The sequence below is a fragment of the Methylobacterium sp. Leaf469 genome (genome assembly GCF_001424745.1).
Lineage (GTDB): Bacteria > Pseudomonadota > Alphaproteobacteria > Rhizobiales > Beijerinckiaceae > Methylobacterium.
In genome coordinates this window covers 552,561-570,848 of record NZ_LMRE01000034.1, presented here as the reverse complement: position 1 = coordinate 570,848, position 18,288 = coordinate 552,561, and the positions used below count along the sequence as shown (strand labels likewise).

20 protein-coding genes are annotated in these 18,288 nt (G+C 70.7%); 13 read left to right on the top strand and 7 right to left on the bottom strand.

Annotation, left to right across the window (positions count from 1 at the left end):
- The coding region (gene paoC / locus ASG60_RS16765) for an aldehyde oxidoreductase molybdenum-binding subunit PaoC (protein ID WP_082531787.1) at positions 1-2,208 on the top strand (2,208 nt) is incomplete at its 5' end.
- Between the two features lie 79 nt (positions 2,209-2,287).
- On the opposite strand, the gene ASG60_RS16760 is transcribed toward paoC, so the two are convergent.
- On the bottom strand, positions 2,288-2,794 hold the full coding sequence (locus ASG60_RS16760; protein WP_056386695.1) for a cupin domain-containing protein: 507 nt from the start codon (positions 2,792-2,794) through the stop codon (positions 2,288-2,290).
- Between the two features lie 39 nt (positions 2,795-2,833).
- Positions 2,834-3,412, bottom strand: a complete 579-nt coding sequence (locus tag ASG60_RS16755) for a glutathione peroxidase (RefSeq protein WP_056172957.1) — start codon at positions 3,410-3,412, stop codon at positions 2,834-2,836.
- Positions 3,413-3,665: 253 nt separating this feature from the next.
- Between ASG60_RS16755 and ASG60_RS16750 the strand changes: the two genes are divergently transcribed.
- On the top strand, positions 3,666-4,175 hold the full coding sequence (locus ASG60_RS16750; RefSeq protein WP_056360960.1) for a PRC-barrel domain-containing protein: 510 nt from the start codon (positions 3,666-3,668) through the stop codon (positions 4,173-4,175).
- Between the two features lie 538 nt (positions 4,176-4,713).
- Entirely contained in the window at positions 4,714-4,998 is a 285-nt protein-coding gene (locus ASG60_RS16745; RefSeq protein WP_056386693.1) for a hypothetical protein, read from the top strand.
- Here ASG60_RS16745 and ASG60_RS23065 read toward each other — a convergent pair.
- The 4 genes from ASG60_RS23065 to ASG60_RS23805 all read right to left on the bottom strand — a co-directional run bounded on the left by ASG60_RS23065 (position 4,973) and on the right by ASG60_RS23805 (position 7,459).
- The gene (locus tag ASG60_RS23065; RefSeq protein ID WP_162244803.1) at positions 4,973-5,128 is read right to left on the bottom strand and encodes a hypothetical protein; all 156 of its coding nucleotides are present in this window, start codon (positions 5,126-5,128) and stop codon (positions 4,973-4,975) included. The genes ASG60_RS16745 and ASG60_RS23065 overlap by 26 nt on opposite strands.
- Positions 5,129-5,271: 143 nt before the next feature.
- A complete protein-coding gene (locus ASG60_RS16740) occupies positions 5,272-5,697 on the bottom strand; it encodes a cupin domain-containing protein (RefSeq protein ID WP_056172951.1) in 426 nt (141 codons plus the stop codon).
- 98 nt (positions 5,698-5,795) lie between these two features.
- Positions 5,796-7,328 (bottom strand): porin, encoded by a 1,533-nt coding sequence (locus ASG60_RS16735; protein WP_056386691.1) that lies wholly within the window; start codon positions 7,326-7,328, stop codon positions 5,796-5,798.
- Positions 7,325-7,459, bottom strand: a complete 135-nt coding sequence (locus ASG60_RS23805; protein ID WP_277996243.1) for a hypothetical protein — start codon at positions 7,457-7,459, stop codon at positions 7,325-7,327. Before ASG60_RS23805 ends, ASG60_RS16735 begins: the two co-directional genes overlap by 4 nt.
- Before the next feature lie 328 nt (positions 7,460-7,787).
- On the opposite strand from ASG60_RS23805, the gene ASG60_RS16730 reads away from it, so the two are divergent.
- The 10 genes from ASG60_RS16730 (at position 7,788) to ASG60_RS16685 (ending at position 17,221) form a co-directional block, all read left to right on the top strand.
- The gene (locus ASG60_RS16730; protein WP_056386686.1) at positions 7,788-8,051 is read left to right on the top strand and encodes a hypothetical protein; all 264 of its coding nucleotides are present in this window, start codon (positions 7,788-7,790) and stop codon (positions 8,049-8,051) included.
- Positions 8,052-8,352: 301 nt separating this feature from the next.
- On the top strand, positions 8,353-8,616 hold the full coding sequence (locus tag ASG60_RS16725; RefSeq protein WP_056172942.1) for a hypothetical protein: 264 nt from the start codon (positions 8,353-8,355) through the stop codon (positions 8,614-8,616).
- A gap of 320 nt (positions 8,617-8,936) precedes the next feature.
- Positions 8,937-9,641, top strand: a complete 705-nt coding sequence (locus tag ASG60_RS16720; protein WP_056386684.1) for a hypothetical protein — start codon at positions 8,937-8,939, stop codon at positions 9,639-9,641.
- Positions 9,586-10,878, top strand: coding sequence for a terminase family protein (locus ASG60_RS16715; RefSeq protein WP_056386682.1), 1,293 nt, complete (start codon positions 9,586-9,588; stop codon positions 10,876-10,878). Before ASG60_RS16720 ends, ASG60_RS16715 begins: the two co-directional genes overlap by 56 nt.
- 27 nt (positions 10,879-10,905) lie before the next feature.
- Positions 10,906-12,057: a phage portal protein gene (locus ASG60_RS16710; RefSeq protein ID WP_056386680.1), complete on the top strand. Its 1,152-nt coding sequence runs from the start codon at positions 10,906-10,908 to the stop codon at positions 12,055-12,057.
- A gap of 299 nt (positions 12,058-12,356) precedes the next feature.
- On the top strand, positions 12,357-12,908 hold the full coding sequence (locus ASG60_RS16705) for an HK97 family phage prohead protease (RefSeq protein ID WP_056386678.1): 552 nt from the start codon (positions 12,357-12,359) through the stop codon (positions 12,906-12,908).
- The gene (locus ASG60_RS16700; RefSeq protein WP_056386676.1) at positions 12,905-14,176 is read left to right on the top strand and encodes a phage major capsid protein; all 1,272 of its coding nucleotides are present in this window, start codon (positions 12,905-12,907) and stop codon (positions 14,174-14,176) included. Before ASG60_RS16705 ends, ASG60_RS16700 begins: the two co-directional genes overlap by 4 nt.
- 59 nt (positions 14,177-14,235) lie before the next feature.
- On the top strand, positions 14,236-15,465 hold the full coding sequence (locus ASG60_RS16695) for a hypothetical protein (protein ID WP_156398930.1): 1,230 nt from the start codon (positions 14,236-14,238) through the stop codon (positions 15,463-15,465).
- 16 nt (positions 15,466-15,481) lie between these two features.
- Positions 15,482-15,727 (top strand): hypothetical protein, encoded by a 246-nt coding sequence (locus tag ASG60_RS16690; protein ID WP_156368963.1) that lies wholly within the window; start codon positions 15,482-15,484, stop codon positions 15,725-15,727.
- Positions 15,728-15,997: 270 nt separating this feature from the next.
- Positions 15,998-17,221: a cupin domain-containing protein gene (locus ASG60_RS16685; RefSeq protein WP_056386672.1), complete on the top strand. Its 1,224-nt coding sequence runs from the start codon at positions 15,998-16,000 to the stop codon at positions 17,219-17,221.
- Positions 17,222-17,377: 156 nt separating this feature from the next.
- Here the strand turns inward: ASG60_RS16685 and ASG60_RS16680 are convergent, their stop codons facing one another.
- Positions 17,378-18,247, bottom strand: coding sequence for a trypsin-like serine protease (locus ASG60_RS16680; protein ID WP_056386670.1), 870 nt, complete (start codon positions 18,245-18,247; stop codon positions 17,378-17,380).
- Positions 18,248-18,288 lie beyond the last annotated feature (41 nt).

Below are 18,288 nucleotides of genomic sequence, written 5' to 3'. Positions count from 1 at the left end.
ACCCCCGCCGGCCAGAACCCCATCGACCAGCTCAAGGTCGTCGGAAAGGCCACCGACCGGATCGACGGCAAGTACAAGACCACCGGCACCGCCCCCTACGCCTACGAGCGCCACGACGTGGCGGCGAACCAAGCCTACGGCTACGTGCTCGGCGCCGGGATCGCCAAGGGCCGCATCCGGGCGATCCACACGGAGGCGGCCAAGCGCGCCCCCGGCGTCCTCGCCATCGTGACCACCCTGGAGACGCCCCGCCTCGAACGCGGCACCATGAACGCCGCCTACCTGTTCGGCGGCGACCGGGTGCAGCACTACCACCAGGCCATCGCCGTGGTGGTCGCCGAGACCTTCGAGCAGGCCCGCGCGGCGGCCTTCCTGGTCAAGGTCGACTACGCCCCCGAGGTCGGCAAGTTCGACCTCGCCACCGAGGCGAAGGGCGCGCCCCCCGCGCCGGGCGACAGCGGCGAGGGCAGCGGCGGCGACGGCGTCGAGCGCGTCGGCGATTTCGAGGGCGCCTTCGCGTCGGCCCCGGTGCGGTTCGACGAGACCTACACCACCGCCGACGAGAGCCACGCCATGATGGAGCCGCACGCCACCGTGGCGGCCTGGGACGGCGACAAGGTCACCCTCTGGACCTCCAACCAGATGATCGGCTGGGGCCATGGCAGCATGGCCAAGATCCTGGGTATCCCGAAGGAGAACGTCCGGCTCGATTCGCCCTATGTCGGCGGCGGCTTCGGCGGCAAGCTGTTCGTGCGCGCCGACGCGGTGCTGGCGGCGCTGGGCGCCAAGGCGGCGGGGCGCCCGGTGAAGGTGGCGCTGACCCGGCCGCTCGTGGCCAACAACACCACCCACCGGCCCGCCACCATCCAGCGGGTGCGCATCGGCGCCACCGAGGACGGGACGATCACCGCCATCGCGCACGAGAGCACCTCCGGCAACCTGCCCGACGGCGATCCCGAGACGGCGGTGAACCAGACCAAGCTCCTCTACGGGGGTGCCAACCGCATGACTGCCATGAAGCTCGCCCATCTCGACCTGCCGGAGGGCAACGCCATGCGGGCGCCCGGCGAGGCGCCGGGCCTGATGGTGCTCGAAGTCGCCATGGACGAGATGGCGGAGAAGCTCGGGATGGACCCGGTGGCGTTCCGCATCCGCAACGACACCCAGACCGACCCGAACAAGCCCGGCCGCAAGTTCTCGCACCGTGACCTCGTCGGCTGCCTGACGCGCGGCGCGGAGGCGTTCGGCTGGGCCAAGCGCAACCCCAAGCCCGGCTCGGTCCGGGACGGGCACTGGCTCGTCGGAATGGGGGTGGCCGCGGCCTTCCGCAACAACATGGTGATGAAGTCCGGCGCCCGGGTCCGGCTCGACGCCAAGGGCATCGTGACCGTCGAGACCGACATGACCGACATCGGCACCGGCAGCTACACCATCATCGCCCAGACGGCCGCCGAGATGATGGGCGTGCCCCTCGACCGCGTCGTGGTCCGGCTCGGCGATTCCGCCTTTCCGGTCGCGGCGGGCTCGGGCGGCCAGTGGGGCGCGAATTCCTCCACCTCCGGCGTCTACGCGGCCTGCGTGAAGCTGCGCGAGGCCGTGGCGCAGCGCCTCGGCATCAACTCGGACGATGCCGTCTTCGTGGACGGGGAGGTGCGGTCCGGCAACCGCGCCGTGCCGCTCGGAGAGGCGGCGCAGCAGGGCGTTTTGACGGGCGCGGACAGCATCGAGTTCGGCGACCTGTCGAAGACCTACCAGCAATCCACCTTCGGCGGGCATTTCGTCGAGGTGGGCGTCGATGTCGACACCGCGGAGGTGCGGGTGCGCCGGATGCTGGCGGTCTGCTCCGCCGGCCGCATCCTCAACCCGAAGACCGCCCGCAGCCAGGTGATCGGCGGGATGACCATGGGGACGGGCGCCGCCCTGATGGAGAAGCTCGACGTCGACACCAAGCGGGGCTTCTTCGCCAACCACGATCTCGCCGGCTACGAGGTCCCGGTCCACGCCGACATCCCGCACCAGGAGGTGATCTTCCTCGACGAGGTCGATCCGATCTCCTCGCCCATGAAGGCCAAGGGCGTGGGCGAACTCGGCATCTGCGGCGTCGGCGCGGCGGTGGCGAACGCCGTCTACAACGCCACGGGCATCCGGGTGCGGGACTACCCCATCACCCTCGACAAGCTCTTGGACCGGATGCCGGAAGCCGCCTGACCGGCCGGACGGGGGCGCCCTCCCCCCGGGAGCCGCCCGACAGAGCGGACGGGGGAGCCCTCCCCCGTCCGCATCCGGCTCACGGGTGCCTGTGGATCGGATCGACCCACGGGACCGTCTCGGGGCGCTCGACGGGGTCGACATCCGTGATGTTGACCACCACCGCTTCGTTGTCCGAGCGCACCAGCACGCAGTGCAGGGGCTCGTCCGGGGAGGCGTTGATCTCCTGGTGCGGCACGTAGGGCGGCACGAAGATGAAGTCGCCGGGGCCGGCCTCGGCGACGTATTCGAGCCGGTCGCCCCACCGCATCCGGGCGCGCCCCGAGAGCACGAAGATCACGCTCTCCAGGGCACCGTGGTGGTGCACGCCCGTCTTGGCGTCGGGCTCGATCGCCACGGTGCCGGCCCAGATCTTCTGGGCGCCGACGCGGGCGTGGTTGATGGCGGCCTGCCGGAACATGCCCGGCGTCTGCGCCGTGTTGGGGTCGAGCCTGTCGCCGGGGATCACCCGGATGCCGTCGTGCTTCCAGCGCGGGGCGGCGTCCCCCGTCGGGGACGCGTCGTGGTCTTGATCGTGGTCCTGCATCGCGAAACCTCCTTGGGGGTCGATCGAAGGGCCGGCCGCTCAGGCGGCGGGCAGTTCCCCCACGATGGCGGTGACGATGCGGGAATCCGTCGGCTCCATGGAATGCGGGAAGGCCGCGAGCAGGCTGCCGTCGCGGGCGACGAGGTACTTGTGGAAGTTCCAGCCCGGGGTGGCGCCGGGCTTCTCGGCCGCCGCCCAGCGGTAGAACGGATGGGCGGCGGGGCCCTTGACGTGGGTCTTGGCCACCACCGGGAAGGTGACGCCGTGGTTCTTGCGCGCCGCCTCCGCGATGGCGACACCGTCCAGGGTCTCCTGATTGCCGAAATCAGGCGACGGCACGGCGATCACCGTGAGGCCGCGGGCGCCGAACCGGGTCCACAGACCCTGAAGCCCGACGAACTGCCCGGCATAGCCGCAGGAGGTCGCGGTGTTCACGACGAGGATTGGCTTGCCGGCGAAATCCGCCAGAGGGAGACCGCCGCCCTCGGGTTTCTCGAAGGTGAAGGCCCCGGCCCGGGTCTCGCCCGCCTGCGCGGCCCGCGCGCCGCCGGCCAGGGCCGCGCCGAGGAGGATCAGGGCCCGTCGGCGGGGCAGGGTCTCGCTGAGGAAGGACGGCATGGCGGGGCTCCCGGGGATTCGCGGCGCGGGGCACCCGCGCGGTCTCTCGATGGGAATCTAGGGCGCGAACGGCCCCCGTGTCTCGCGCCGATCGTCCCAGGTCGCGCCTTCGTGCATGCAGGGGATAGGGATCCGTGCGCGCGGGCGGAGCGATCCGTGCACGTGGGCGGAACCATCGGGCCGTCCCGAGCTTGAGCGTTCGACACGGCCCCACCCGGCCCCACACGCCCCTGACCCGGAAAGACCAGCCTCCATGCGCAGCCTGTTGCTCGGCACCACCCTCCTCGTCGCCGGCACCCTCGGTGCCCTCGCGCAGGCGCCGGAGGCAACGGCGCCCGGCACGGCCCCGGTTCCGGCGGCCCCCGCCACCCTCGCCAACGACCTGCGCCCGACCTTCGTGGCGCAGAACCCCACCGACATGGTCACGTCGAAGCTCGTTGGACTGACGATCCAGAACGGCGCCAACGAGACCATCGGCGAGATCGCCGACGTGGTCCTCGACGAGAAGAGCACGGTGAAGTCGTGGGTGGTCGGCGTCGGCGGCTTCCTGGGCATCGGCACGAAGTACGTCGCCATCGATCCGAGCGCCCTCAAGCTCACCCGCACCAACGACACCACCCTGAAGGCGACCATCGACACCAACAAGGACCAGCTCCGCGCCGCCCCCGAGTACATCTACCTCGGCAAGGCCAAGACCGATGCCAAGACCGACGCCAAGACCGATGCGAACACCAAGCCGGCCGAGCCCGCCAAGGCGCCGTAGGATCGAGATCCCCTTCGCGGGAAGCTGCGCACGAGGGTTCCTCGGGCACGCATCGGGCGGGGATCGCATCCGGCGCATCGTCGACGGACCGTCTCGACGCGGCCCGATCGATCGGCCCGGACCGCGCAGGTTCGTCCGGCCGGTGACGTCGTGGATCAGGCCCGTCCTCGGCCCGGACTTCGCATGAGCCTGGGCCGCCATCACGGCAGCCCGGTACCGCCGAGGGCGGAGGCGCCGCCGGTCGCAGGTCCGGTCCGCGCCGGACCAGGGTCCAGTCCAGCGAACGACGGGATCATCCGTACTCCGGCAACGGAATTTCGATCCGACTTGGTTCGGTCCGACTCGCGGCCTCGGGCCGACTCGCGGCCTCGGGCCGACTCGCGGCCTCGGGCCGACTCGCGGGCTCGGGCCGACTCGCGGGACTGTGCCGGCCCACGATACGGTCTGTCCGGCGCCCGTCAATGCAAGTATAGATCTTGACAAATCCGCATAAATTACTATACCTAACGGTGTTGTATTCATATCTCAGGCTATCACGATGTCCTCGGCCGACTTGGTCACTGTCACGCCACGGGATGAAGCCCTCGACATTCTCCGGCTCGTGGCGGCGGATGCTCCCGTCGCCACGCTGGCCCCCTATCTGCGCAGCCTGATGACCCACGACCATGAGCAGGCGTTCGCGATCATGCGCGGCTCGGGCAACGCGATGTCGGCCTCGCTCCAGCTCCTCACACTCCTGGAAGACCGGGGCCTAATCACCATGGAGGAGGTCTTCGCGGCCGAAGAGGCACGTCTCGCTACCGGTGACGCGCGCGGGTCCTGAGGGCGGACAAGCCCATGCCGCCCCGAAGACCGAGGCTCTCGGGAGCCGGGTCGCCGTTGGAAAGCTCGTCCCCGTAGAGTTTGGAGACAGGGAACGGGGCGACGATCGTCAGGGCGCCGATCACGCGCATGGCGATGCGCCTCGTCCGCGTGGAGGGCCGACGCGGGCCTGGAGGGTCCGGCCCCTGTGCGTCCGATCACGGTCCGCGCCATCGACGCGGACCGAGCGCCTCCCATGGTCGGCGTCGCACCGAACCTCACCCGCCGGACGCGTTCAATCCCGCTGGCGGATGAAGCTGTCCGGCGTGCCGGTGCCGGCCTCAACGAAGCGGATGTCGCGGGGTTCGCGCCGGGGGGTGTCGACGGAGAGGAACACCATCGGCTCCTCCAGGATCTCCGGCACCGAGTGGACCACGCCGCGCTTGAAGAACACCAGGGTGCCGGGGCCGACCTCGATGGCGGGCTCGTCGGCGAACTTCATGAGGCAGCGGCCCGACAGGGCGTAGAGGTACTCGTCGCAGGACGCGTGGCTGTGGGGCGGCGTCGGCCGGTAGACCCGGAACACCCGGGCGCTTGCCGCCGGATCGTCGGTGAAGCGGTGATCGGCCACCATGGTGTCGGCGGTCTCGGGCAGTTGGGCGGCGTGCGCCGCGACGTCGAACACACCGTGGGCGGTGAGGGGGGTCGGGCTGTGGCTCATTGGGGGTCGTCCTCCGGCGGGGTCTGATTTTCGCCGGAGGGTACCGGGTTTCCGGGGCGCACCCAAGGGTGGGGGTCCGGCCCACCCTCGGCACGGCGTCAGTAATTCCACTGCAGCTGCCCGCGGAACAGGTGGCCTTCCGCTCGGCCGCGGCGGCGCTCGTCGGCCTCGCGGCGCTTCATCCGGGCATACGCCAGGGTGATCTCGAGGGGCTTGATCGGCTGGAACTCGACGCCGACCTCGACCTCGTCGGTGTCGAGGCGGGGCGCGTTGGTCGCCACCTTCCAGCCGCCCCCATAGGTCTGCCAGCGCGCGTAGGGCATGAACGGGCCGATGGGGGAATGGTCGACCCGGACCATGGCCTGGACGTAGCCGCCGCTGAGCGGCTTCTCCGCGATCATCCGGGTGACCACGTCGAATTCCGGGCCGCGCCCCCAGTTCCACTCGGCCTGGAGGCCGAAGGGTTGCGGATACAGGATGGCGTGAAGGCCGACGCGGGCATCGCTGAACGCCGCCGGGCTGACGCCGCCCGTGCGGATCTCGGGCTGGAACCGGTTGCGGTAGGCGGAAGCCCCGACCTCGAGGACTTGGCCCTCGAACGCCGCGCCCAGACCGTCGAGGGCGAAGGGCCACGTCGCCATGCCGGCCACCATGAGATCGTCGTTGCGTTCCGTCCGGTTGATGGTCTGGCCGTTGTAGATGCCGACGCCGAAGGCGCCGTAATTGCCGAACAGCTTCTGGCCGCCCTTGGCCAGCCGGTCCCAGAGTCCCTGGACGTGCGCCGGCGTGTAATAGGCGGTGATGCCGATGTCGCGCTCGCCCGGAATGGCGCTGTTGATGGCGTCCGAGCGGTCGAGGGTGAGACGGTTCTGCGAGGATTGCAGGTTCTCCCAGCCATACGGCACCTTCTGCTGGCCGAAACGGATCTTGGTGCTGCGCCCCTCGTCGAGGAACACGTCGGCGAAGGCGTCGCGCAGCTGGGCGAAGTTTCCGCGCCCCTCGGTGCCGGCCTGGTTGGCGACGTTCACGGCGAAATCCGGCTGAAGGTAGATGAACACCCGCTCGTGGATGTCGCCCTGCAGGACGAGGCGCACCCGGCGGAAGGTGAAGTTGCCCCGCTCGGTGATGCCGCCGTCGTGGACGGAGCGCAGGCGCGACCGGCCGGCCGGCGTGGTGCCGTCCCCCGAGAGGATCTCGTTGACGCGCATCTGGGTGTAGCCGCGCAGGGACAGGCGCTCGAACCAGGTTTTCGGCGACCCGGCGGGCTTGGGGCCGTCCACCCCGGGCGGGGGCGGCAGCAGGGCGTCGATCCAGGTATCCGGTCGGTCGATGGCGAAGGCGGGCCGGTCCGCGTGAACGGCCCGCGTCGCCGCCGGAGGAGCGACGGCCAAGTCGACGGGCCGGCCCGCCGCCGGCCGGGTGCCGGCATCGCTGCGATGCGCGACCCGGGCCGGGGCCGCCCGCGCGCCGCGGCCGGATTCGGCCTGCGCCTTGATCATCGCCTTGAGCTCGTCGATCTGGCGCTGCAGCTCCGCGACGGTCTGGGCCTGGGCCGGCGCCAGCGTCAGGACGCTCCATCCGAGGGTCGCCGCCAACAGGCCGAGCGTCGGCGCCAACAGACGTTGTCTCATCTCTCGATCCTTTGCATCTGCAGCATGCCGGCCGGCATCGGCGGCCCGTCGAACCCGAGCCGGCCGCGCGCATCGCCTGCACCGGCGGCGTCGAGGCATCGCCGCAGCAACGCCTCGACAAAGCGGTTCATGTTCGAAGCATAACCTTGCTGGGCGGCGCATTAGGCTTGGCGAATGACGCTGCCGTGACGCGAATATTCCGCGACAAGTCGGGATTACAACGTGATCTGTCTGCGTTCGCGCGATGCCGCCCGCCGCCCGACTTGCCGTGCACCATGGGAGGGCGGCCTGCCGGACCGGGTGAAGACGACTCCACGGAGCATTCCGCGCACGTCGGCTTAATCCATGGTGGCGCGTGCGTCGCGGCACCTTCAGAATGAAATCGAAGCCCTATGTTGTTTTTCAGAAGCAACGGACAGACCGGAACGCCGGTTTGTCGCAGAAGCGGATTATAAGACAATGACAAAGACCCGTATCGCCGCCCTCGCCACCGCCGTTTTTCTTGGCGTTGCCTCGCTCTCCCCGGCCATGGCCTACGAGACGAAGGGTCGCTACACCGGCTTCCTTCCCCCCGAGGTCGAGACCACCGGTTCGGTCTATGCCCCGTCTCGCGTGCCGACCTATGGCGGCTGCGCCATGAGTTCGGCCGCCGAGGGCAACGCCAACCAGCAGAACTTCCCCGTGATGCAGTACGGCCAGACCTCGGGCGGAAACCGCTGCTGATCCGATCTCACACAAGTCAGCAACAGCAAGGTATAGACATGGTCCTGAAAAGCTTTTCCTACGGCATGATCGTCGCCTTCGCCGCCGGTCTGGCCTTCACCATCGTCGGCACCTCCCAGGCGATGATCGGGCTGTAACGACCGCTCCGGGCGAGCGACCGTCCTCGAGATTGCCCGGGGTGGCGCGTCGGCCGCGACATCCCGGAAGCAGAACGCGCACCTCACCTCTCCTCTTTTCAATCATCGGCCAATCGTCGGCCCTGGTCCGCAGCGCGGATCGTCCTGAACAGGATACTCAGATCATGACCAAGACCCGCATCGCCACCCTCGCCACCGCCGTTGTTCTTGGCGTTGCCTCGCTCTCTCCGGCCATGGCCTACGAGAAGAAGGGCCGTTACACCGGCTTCCTTCCCCCCGAAGTCGAGACCACCGGTTCGGTCTACGCCCCGTCCCGCGTGCCGGCCTACGGCGGCTGCGCCATGAGCTCGGCCGCCGAGGGCAACGCCAACCAGCAGAACTTCCCCGTGATGCAGTACGGCCAGACCTCCGGCGGAAACCGCTGCTGATCGGAGCCCGGGAGGCGACGCCCATGGTTCTGAAGGGATTCTCCTACGTCATGATCGCGGCCTTCGCCGCTGGTCTGGCCTTCACCATCGTCGGCACCTCGCAGGCGATGATCGGCCTCTAGACCCTCGCCCCGGACACGAGTCCGGCCTGCGAACAGGGATGGTGGAGCCCCGACTCCACCATCCCTGAAGGCCGTTGAAGCGAGCCTCAATCATAAGATCTAAATCCCAAAAATAGGAATTTATGATTGACAGCGCGACGCTCCTGCGGTATCACTACCCTACGCTCAAGAAGTGTGGATGGAGAGGGGGCGGCGGCGATGAACCTCACCCCCGTCGATGCGGAGCGGAAGGCGCAGGCCGAAGCCCTGTTTCGCGAGACCGACAAGACCGTCCGGGAGATCGCGGCAGAAACGAAGCTCAGCGCCGCGACCCTCCGCAAATGGTGCCGCCAGGAGACGTGGCGCCCCCCCATCGCGAAGACCGCACCGGCGGCCTGGTCGCCCGCGCGCTGCGCCGCCCTGGCGCGGGTCGACCGCGCCTACGGGGTCACCCGCGCGGATCTCGCCGCCGTGCTCGGCCTGACCCGCCGCACGGCGCCGGCCTTGTTCTCGTCCTGCGGGCTGCCCGAGGCGGCGGAGGGGCCGCCCCCCGGCCCCGCCATCCTCCGGGTGGCCCTGCTCACCCACATCAACCGGCAGGTCGCGGCCTTCGACGTGGCCCTGAAGGAGGCGCCCCCCGGCCTCGACTCGGCCCGGGTGCTGCGCGACCTCGGCGGCCTCAAGCGCCTCCTCGACGACCTTGTTGCCGCCCCCAGGAGCGACCCCGATGCGACACGCGGCGCGCACACGGACGGCCCCGGCGACGCCGGCTCGGGCACCGACCCGGACGCAGAACGGGACACCGACCTGCCCGCCCTGCGCGCGCAGATCGCGCGGCGCTATGCGGCGTTCGTCGGCGAGCGGCCGGATGCCGGCTCTCCTGGAGAGCCTGCCGCCACATCTGATCCGGGCGCTCGCCCGTGACTGGCTCCACACGGCGCGGGCCGACCAGCTGCCCCCATGCCCGACACCTGCATGCCCGGAAGACGCCTGGACCACCTGGGCGGTGGTGGGCGGGCGCGGCTCGGGCAAGACCCGCACGGGGGCCGAATGGGTCCGGGCCCTAGCCCAGGGCGACCCGGCCTTCACCGCCCGACCCGTGGGCCGCATCGCCCTCATCGGCGAGACCTTCGCGGATGTCCGCGACGTGATGATCGAAGGGCCGTCGGGGCTGCTGTCCCTCGACGGACCGCGCCCGCGCTGGTCGCCCTCGCGCCGCCGCCTCGACTGGCCCAACGGCGCCGTGGGCCTCGCCTTCTCGGCCGAGGAACCCGATTCCCTGCGCGGCCCGCAATTCGGGGCCGCCTGGTCCGACGAGATCGCCAAGTGGCGCTACGCCGACGCCACCTGGGACATGATCCAGTTCGGCCTGCGCCTCGGCCACGCCCCGCGCGGCCTCGTCACCACCACGCCGCGCCCGATCCCGCTCCTGCGCCGACTCCTCGCCGACCCGACCACGGTGGTGAGCCGCTCCCGCACGGCGGACAACGCGCAAAACCTCGCGCCGAGCTTCCTCGACGCCGTGGTGGGGCGCTACGCCGGCACCCGCCTCGGGCGTCAGGAGCTCGACGGAGAGCTCATTGAGGACCGTGCCGACGCCCTGTGGACCCGCGCGGCCCTCGAACACACCCGCGTCGCCCGCGCCCCGGAGGATCTGCGCCGCATCGTCGTGGCGGTGGACCCGCCGGCCACCTCGAAGGCCGGGGCCGATGCCTGCGGCATCGTGGCGGCGGGTCTCGCGCCCTCCGGCCACGCCTACGTGCTCGCCGACGCGACCCTCGCCCGGGCGACGCCCGAGGCCTGGGCCGCCGCGGCGCTGGCCCTCTACCACCGCCTCGACGCCGACAGCCTCGTGGTCGAGGTCAACCAGGGCGGCGAGATGGTGACGGCCGTCCTTGGGCAGGTGGACGCGTCCGTGCCGGTGATCCCCGTACGGGCCACCCGCGGAAAATACCTCCGGGCCGAGCCGGTCTCGGTGCTCTACGCCCAAGGACGGGTCCACCATGTCGGCGCCCTTCCGGCGCTGGAGGACGAGCTCTGCGATTTCGGGCCCGACGGCCTGTCCTCCGGCGCCTCGCCCGACCGCCTCGACGCCCTCGTGTGGGCGCTGACCCACCTCATGCTGCGGGGCTCGGCCGAGCCGCGCATCCGGCGGCTGTGATCCGCCGCCGTTCAGGGGATTTCCATCATGCCCAACCTCTTCACCCGCCTCGCGCGGGCAGCCTTTCCCGTGCCCGAAACGAAGGCCGCGCCCCTCGCGGTGCAGTTCTACGGCGAGGGCCGGGCGGTGTGGACGCCGCGCGAGGGGAGCGCCCTCGCCCGCGAGGGCTTCCAGCGCAACGCCGTGGTCCACCGGGCCGTGCGGCTCGTGGCCGAGGCCGCCGCGTCCCTGCCCCTGGTGCTGGCGGACGCAGGGAACGAGCACCCGCTCCTGCAATTGCTCGCCCGCCCGAACCCGCGCGAGGGCGGGGCGCGGCTCCTCGAATCGGTCTACGGGCACCTCATGGTCTCGGGCAACGCCTACCTGGCGGCCGAGAGTCTGGACGGCACCCCGCGCGAGCTCCACGCCCTGCGCCCGGACCGGATGCGGGTGGTGCCGGGGCCGGACGGCTGGCCCGTGGCCTACGCCTACACGGTGGGGGGCCGCACCCTGCGGTACGACCTCGACCAGGCGGGCGTCGCGCCCATCCTCCACCTCACCCTGTTCCATCCGGGGGACGACCATTACGGCCTCGCCCCCATGGAGGCGGCGGCCACCGCGCTCGACATCCACAACGCCGCCAGCGCCTGGAACAAGGCCCTCCTCGACAACGCCGCCCGGCCCTCGGGCGCCCTCGTCTTCGCCGCGCAGACCGGCGGCACCTTGAGCGAGGCGCAATTCACCCGCCTGAAGGCCGAACTCGAAGCCAACTACCAGGGCGCCGGCAATGCCGGGCGCCCTCTGCTGCTGGAGGGCGGCCTCGACTGGAAGCCCCTGGCCCTCTCGCCGAAGGACATGGATTTCGTCGAGGCGAAGAGTGGTGCGGCCCGCGAGATCGCCCTGGCCTTCGGCGTCCCGCCCCTGTTGATGGGTCTGCCCGGCGACAACACCCACGCCAATTACGCCGAGGCCAACCGCGCCTTCTACCGCCAGACGGTGATCCCGCTCGTGCGCCGCACGGCCGAATCCCTCGCCCACTGGCTGGAGCCCGCCTTCGGCCCCGCCCGCCTGGAACCCGACCTCGACGCCATCGAGGCCCTCGCGCCCGAACGCGAGTCGTTGTGGCGCCGGGTCGGGGACGCAGAGTTCCTGAGCGACACGGAGAAGCGCGCGGCGGTGGGTTACGGCGCGGCGGGGTGAGCTCGCCCCGACCCTCTCCCTTTGCGGGGGAGGGCGATTGCATTGGGCGTGCGGGGGGCTTCGAAAGTCCCGCCACGCTTTGTCATTCCGGGGCCGCGCAGCGGAACCCGGGCCCCAGAAACACCGGTTTCGCAAATCTTGGCGCTGTCGGCGGCTCTGGATTGCACGCCTCCGGCGCGGCCCTCCGGGTCCGGGTTCGCTCAGCGCGCGATCCGGAATGACACCGGCGCGCCCATGCGATCGCCTTGCTCTGCGGGGGGATGCCCCCAAAAGCCGCTTATCCCGATTGGAGCCCCCCCATGGACGGCCATTTCACCGGCTATGCCAGCCTGTTCGGCGTGCCCGATCTCGGGCGCGACGTGGTGGCGCCGGGCGCGTTCGCCGCGAGCCTCCGCGCCCGGGGGGACTCGGGCGTGCGCATGCTGTGGCAGCACGATCCGGCCGAGCCCGTCGGGCGCTGGCTGTCGCTGACGGAAGATGCGCGCGGCCTGCGCGTCGCGGGGCAACTGAACCTCGCCGTGCAGCGGGCGCGCGAACTCGACGCCCTCCTGCGCGAGGGCGCCCTCGACGGGCTCTCCATCGGGTTCCGCACCGTCAGGGCGAGCCCGGACCGCGGCGGCCTGCGCCGGCTCCACAGCCTCGACCTGTGGGAGATTTCCCTCGTCACCTTCCCGCTCCAGCCCGGCGCGCGCATCGCGGCGAAATCCGCCCCCTCGGAATCCCTGCCCTCGGAATCCCTCCCCTTGGCGCAGGCGCTCCACGCCTTCGCCCGGCGCGTCGCCCCGCCGCGCGCACATCCGTCCACCCGGCCCGTCGCCGCTCCCTCCCCCCGCGCCAAGAGGTTCGCATGACCGCCCATCACCCCCTCGAAACCAAATCGTTTCCCCTGGAGGACAAGGCCGCCGGCGGCGATCCGGCCGTGGCCCATGCCATGACCGATCTGCAGGGCGCCTTCGCGGCGTTCCGCGAAACCAACGACACCCGGCTGGCCGAGATCGAGGGCCGGCTCGGGACGGACGTGCTGACGGAAGAAAAACTCGCCCGCATCGACGCGGCCCTGGACACCGCCCGCACCCGCCTCGACCGCCTCACCCTCGACGGGCGCCGGGCGCCCCTCGGCGCCGGCAACCCACCCCGGGACGCCGCGGCCACGGAGCACAAGGCGGCCTTCGACCTCTACGTCCGGGCCGGCGAGAGCGGCGGCCTCAAGCGCCTGGAGGAAAAAGCCCTGTCGGCGGGCTCCGGCCCGGATGGCGGCTACCTCGTGCCCGAGACCATCGAGCGCGACGTGCTCACCCGGCTGGCCCGCCTCTCGCCGATCCGGGCGCTCGCCACGGTCCGCACGATCTCGGGCGGGCAGTACAAGCGCGCCGTTTCGGTGACGGAGGCGGTGTCGGGCTGGGTCGCCGAGGCCGCGCCCCGGCCGCAGACCGACGCGCCGACCCTGTCGGAGCTGAGCTTCCCCGCCATGGAGCTCTACGCCATGCCGGCGGCGACCCAGACGCTGCTCGACGACGCCATCGTCGACATCGACGCTTGGCTCGCCGACGAGGTCGAGACGGCGTTCGCTGAGCAGGAGGGCACCGCGTTCGTGACCGGCAACGGAATCAGCCGCCCGCGCGGCTTCCTCAGCCACGACACCGTGGCGAATTCCGCCTGGGTCCCGGGCAAGCTCGGGCTCATTGCCACGGGCGCGGCCGGGGCGTTCCCGGCCGCCAACCCGGCCGACGTGCTGTTCGACCTGATCTACGCCCTGCGCGCCGGCTACCGCCAGAACGCCGGCTTCGTCATGAACCGGCGCCTGCAGAGCACGATCCGCAAGATGAAGGACGCCGACGGCAACTACCTTTGGCAGCCGCCCCAGGGGGCCGACCAAAGCGCGACCCTGCTGGGCTTCCCGGTGACGGAGGCCGAGGCCATGCCGGATGCGGGGGCCGGCAGCCTGTCCCTGGCCTTCGGCGATTTCCGCCGCGGCTATCTCGTGGTCGACCGCGCCGGCCTGCGGGTGCTGCGCGACCCCTACTCGGCCAAGCCCTACGTGCTGTTCTACACCACGAAGCGCGTCGGCGGCGGCGTGCAGGACTTCGACGCGATCAAGCTGTTGAAGTTCGCGGCCTGACACCGGCCCCCGGGCCTTCGGGCCCGGGGGTTCGGACCGGCGGGTGTCCACGCGTTTTCGTGTGTCGATTCGAGCGCACAACCCTGAGATCACCGAATTCGACGCATCTTGGCGAGAAGCGCCTCTTCCGTCGCGCCAAGATTCGCGCAATAACAACCTTAGGTTATAAAATTGGGACGCTAGGCATGAATTTCGACGGTGCTGAGAATGCCAAGGCCGAGGTATTTCTCAAAGCGTTCCGCTATGCCGAAGCCATCAATGCGTTCGCGGCGCCCGAGAGCGGTCCGACCTTCGCGCCGCTGCCCGGAACGGAGGCGCACGAGCAGATCCAGCGTGCGCGACGCGAGCGGGCGTTCCATCCGAAGGAAAAGATCGGGGTCGGCATCCTGCGGTACGGACCGGCCGACCGGGACGGTTCGAACCTGAAGGTCGGACTGTTTCTCCAACACCAGAAACTCCGCCATCATCCGGTCGTCGAGACCGCTCAACGGATTGCGAAGGACGAGATCGAGATCATCGTCACCGGCCGCACGCGGCGACAGGCCACCCCGAGCGTCAAACCCTGCCGTCCCCTCCTGATGGGAGAGTCCGTCGGGCATCTGCGGATCACCGCCGGAACGATCGGCTGCTTCGGCATCGACCGCGACGGCAGCATCGGGATCCTGTCGAACAATCACGTCCTGGCTGCGACGAACGCCGGCCGGACCGACGACATCATTCTCCAGCCTGGACGCCTCGACGGCGGCCGCGCCTGGGACCGGGATCATCGGGTCGCCAAACTGAAGACCTTCATCCCGATCACTTTCGATCCGGTCTCGGCCAATCTGGTCGACTGCGCCTTCGCGGCCCTCGACACCGGCCGGGATTGCGAGGCTCGCCGGGTCGGCCACACGGTCCCGGGCGCCGAGGTTTGGGACCTTGGCGCCATCGAAGACCTGGTGCTGCAGCGCATGCCGGTCCGCAAGGTCGGCCGTACGACACGTTATACCGAAGGCGTTGTCGAAGCGGTCGAGGTGGACAACGTTCAGGTTCAGATGGTGAGCGGCCCACGCCCCAAGTTCGCGATGTTCAACAAGCAGATTGCGATCAGTGGTGTGAAGGGTGCATTCTCCAAAGGCGGGGACAGTGGATCCCTGATCTGCACCAAGGATGGGCGACCGGCCGCACTTCTCTTCGCGGGCACTGAGACGGGTGGGCCGAAGGGCGGCGGGATCACCTACGGCAATCCGATCCGAACCGTCCTTGATGCCCTCGATCTCGACATCTACATCCCCGATGCGGGAGCGTGACATGCAGGAGCGTGACATGGTTGACCAGCGTGACAAGCTGCGAGCGTCAAGATCGGCCGCCGTTGCCGCCAAGGATGCCTTCGCCGCACAGTACATCTCGGGCCGGGTCGATTGTTCCGTCGGCTTGGGTGTGAACGAGCGCGGTGACGACTGGACCATGCGGGTCTTCGCGCACTCTCCGGCGGCGGCGCAGGCGTTGCCCGATCATTTCGGCGAGTTCGACGTCGAAGTCGAGATCACGGGACCCGCCGTCGCTTTCTAGGGCCGGTCGAGGGGTGGATCGATCCGGCCCCCGGCACCGCCCCACCGGGTGTCGCCATCCCATCGCGACGGCGGGCGCCGCGTGGTGCGGGTAGTCCCGAGTTCGTCTTGAGGAAGCGGAAACGCTAGCGCGCGATCGTCGGACGAAGATGTGGATACACTCCGCAGAGGAAGCCAATTCAAGCATAGCGCGGTGCTAACCCCGTCCCCGGGCGCTCCCTCCGGTCGGGGACGGGTCGTTGCGGCGGCGCCCTCGCCCGAGGGGAGCGCCATGGACCAGACCAACCGCCGCCTGTTTCTCGGCGCCCTCGCGGCGGGCGGCAGCCTGGCCGCCTGCGGGGCGCTGGCGGCGGAGAGCGGCCCTCTCCAGACCGGCCCTGCGCGGGACGGTCATGCGGCGGGGGCCGACGTCGCCCCGGATTCCACCTTCCTGCGCATGATCCCTCGCAAGCCGGGGCCTGCCCCGGTGTTCACGGCCTCCCTCGACGGCGGCCCGGTCAAGGCGACCTCGGGCGGCTGGGCGCGGGAGATCACCACCCACCAGCTGCCCCTCGCCACCGGGATCGCGGGGGCCCACATCTTCCTGAATGCGGGCGGGGTGCGCGAGATGCACTGGCACGCCTCCGCCGAGTGGGGCTACATCGTCGCCGGCCACTGCCAGGCGACGGTGATCGATGCCGCCGGGGAGATGGAGGTCGTCAACTTCGCGCCCGGCGACATCTGGTACTTTCCGGGCGGCCACGCCCACGCGATCCAGACCCTCGGGTCCGAGCCGTGCCACGCCATCCTGGCCTTCGACGACGGCCTGTTCGGCGAACACGGCACCTTCGGGCTGACCGACTGGATGAGTCGGATCGACCCCGCGATCCTGCGCGGCGCACTCGGGGTGCCGGAGGCGACTCTGGCGGCCCTGCCGGCCGGCGAGACCTACATCATCCAGGGACCCGTCGTGCCCCGCGACGGCGCAACGGCGCGGGCCGAGCGTCCGCTGCCGCCGGAGCGCACCCATCGCTTTGCCCTGGCGGGTGCCGTAGCGGTAGCCGAGGGGGCCGGCTCCACGATGCGGATGGCGCCCGCCGGCGCCTTCCCGGTCTCGGCGGGGATGACCGGCTTCCTGGTGCGCCTCGCGGCCGGCGCGGTGCACGCGCCCCACTGGCATACCCGCGCGAACGAGTGGCACTACGTCGTGCGGGGGCGGACGCGCGTGACCCTGTTCGGCCAGGACAAGCACATGGCCGTGGCCGACCTCGGCCCGGGCGACTGCGCGTACCTGCCCCGGTCCTGCGGGCATTCGGTGGAGAGCATGGGCACCGAGACGGCCGAGATCGTCGGCGTGCACGACAGCGGCGTCACCGACGAGACCTTGCTGGCGACCTGGCTGGCCCGGGTGCCGCGCGGGATGCTCGCCGCCAACCGGGGCGTCGACGAGGAGATGGTCGCCGGTTTCCCGCCGGCGGCCCGGACCTTCAGCTGGACGGGGACGAACCGTCCTTAGTGTCTCTCACAAAACTCCCGCTGCACCGCTGTATTCAGGCGAGAACCGATGGTGACCGGGAGTTTTGTGAGGCACTCTTATGGCATCGGCCCGCGAGGAAGCCGCCGCCCAGGCGGGGTTCGCGAAAACGGCCCCGGTTCCGCATCGAAACCCGGCTCAGCGCCGTCCCGGCCGCGCCATCCACTCGGTGCGGGCCGCGGCCTCGCCCGGTTGCATCCGGCTCATCTCGGCGGCGCGGGAGGAAATCCAGCCGGTGTGCTCGGCCGTGGGGGTGACGGCGGTGAAGCCGCCGCAGGCGGTGCGGGCGCGCTTGTCCTGGCGCATGGCGCCGCTCGACCAGCTCACCACGCCGACGATCCGATAGCCGCCGGGGCCGCCGCGCAGGATCGGGCCGCCGGAATCGCCGAGGCAGGCGCCCGCCCCCGCCGTCTCGGCCATGCGGCGCCGGTCGGTCACCACGGTGACGCGGTTGGCGACCTGGAGCGGGCCGATGGAGACGAGCTGGGCCTGGCGCAGGGTGCGGGCGGTGTTGCGCCGGTTCTCCGCCACCACGCCGAAGCCCGCGATCTCGACGGAGTCGCCGGTGTTGATGCCGCCGCCGCGCGGATCGAGGGGCTGGAAGTCGCCGCCCAAGGGCTCGGCGAGCTTGATGAGAGCGAGATCGATGCCCGGCTGATCCTCCGGCGTGGTGCCGGGGACGAATTCGGGATGCATGGACGCCGCCGCCACGGCGATGCGGCGCGAGCGGAAGGCGCGGTCCACCGCCACAACGCTGTAGCTGGCCCGGTGCATCACGCAATGGGCCGCCGTGAGCACGAGGTCGCTGGCGATGAGCGTGCCCGAGCAGATCTCGCCCTGGCTGCTCTCGATGCGGACCACGGAGGCGCGCAGGCCGTTGGGATCCCGCGAGACCGCGCCGTTGATCACCGCGAAGGCGGGCGTGGGCAGGAGTGCGGGCGCGAGCGCGACCAGGGCCGCCACGGTGAATGTGCGAAGGACGGTGGCGCGAAACGCGGTCGGCAGCATCGTGTCTCTCCCGCGTCCCGGCCCCGAAGGGAGGCGTCCCG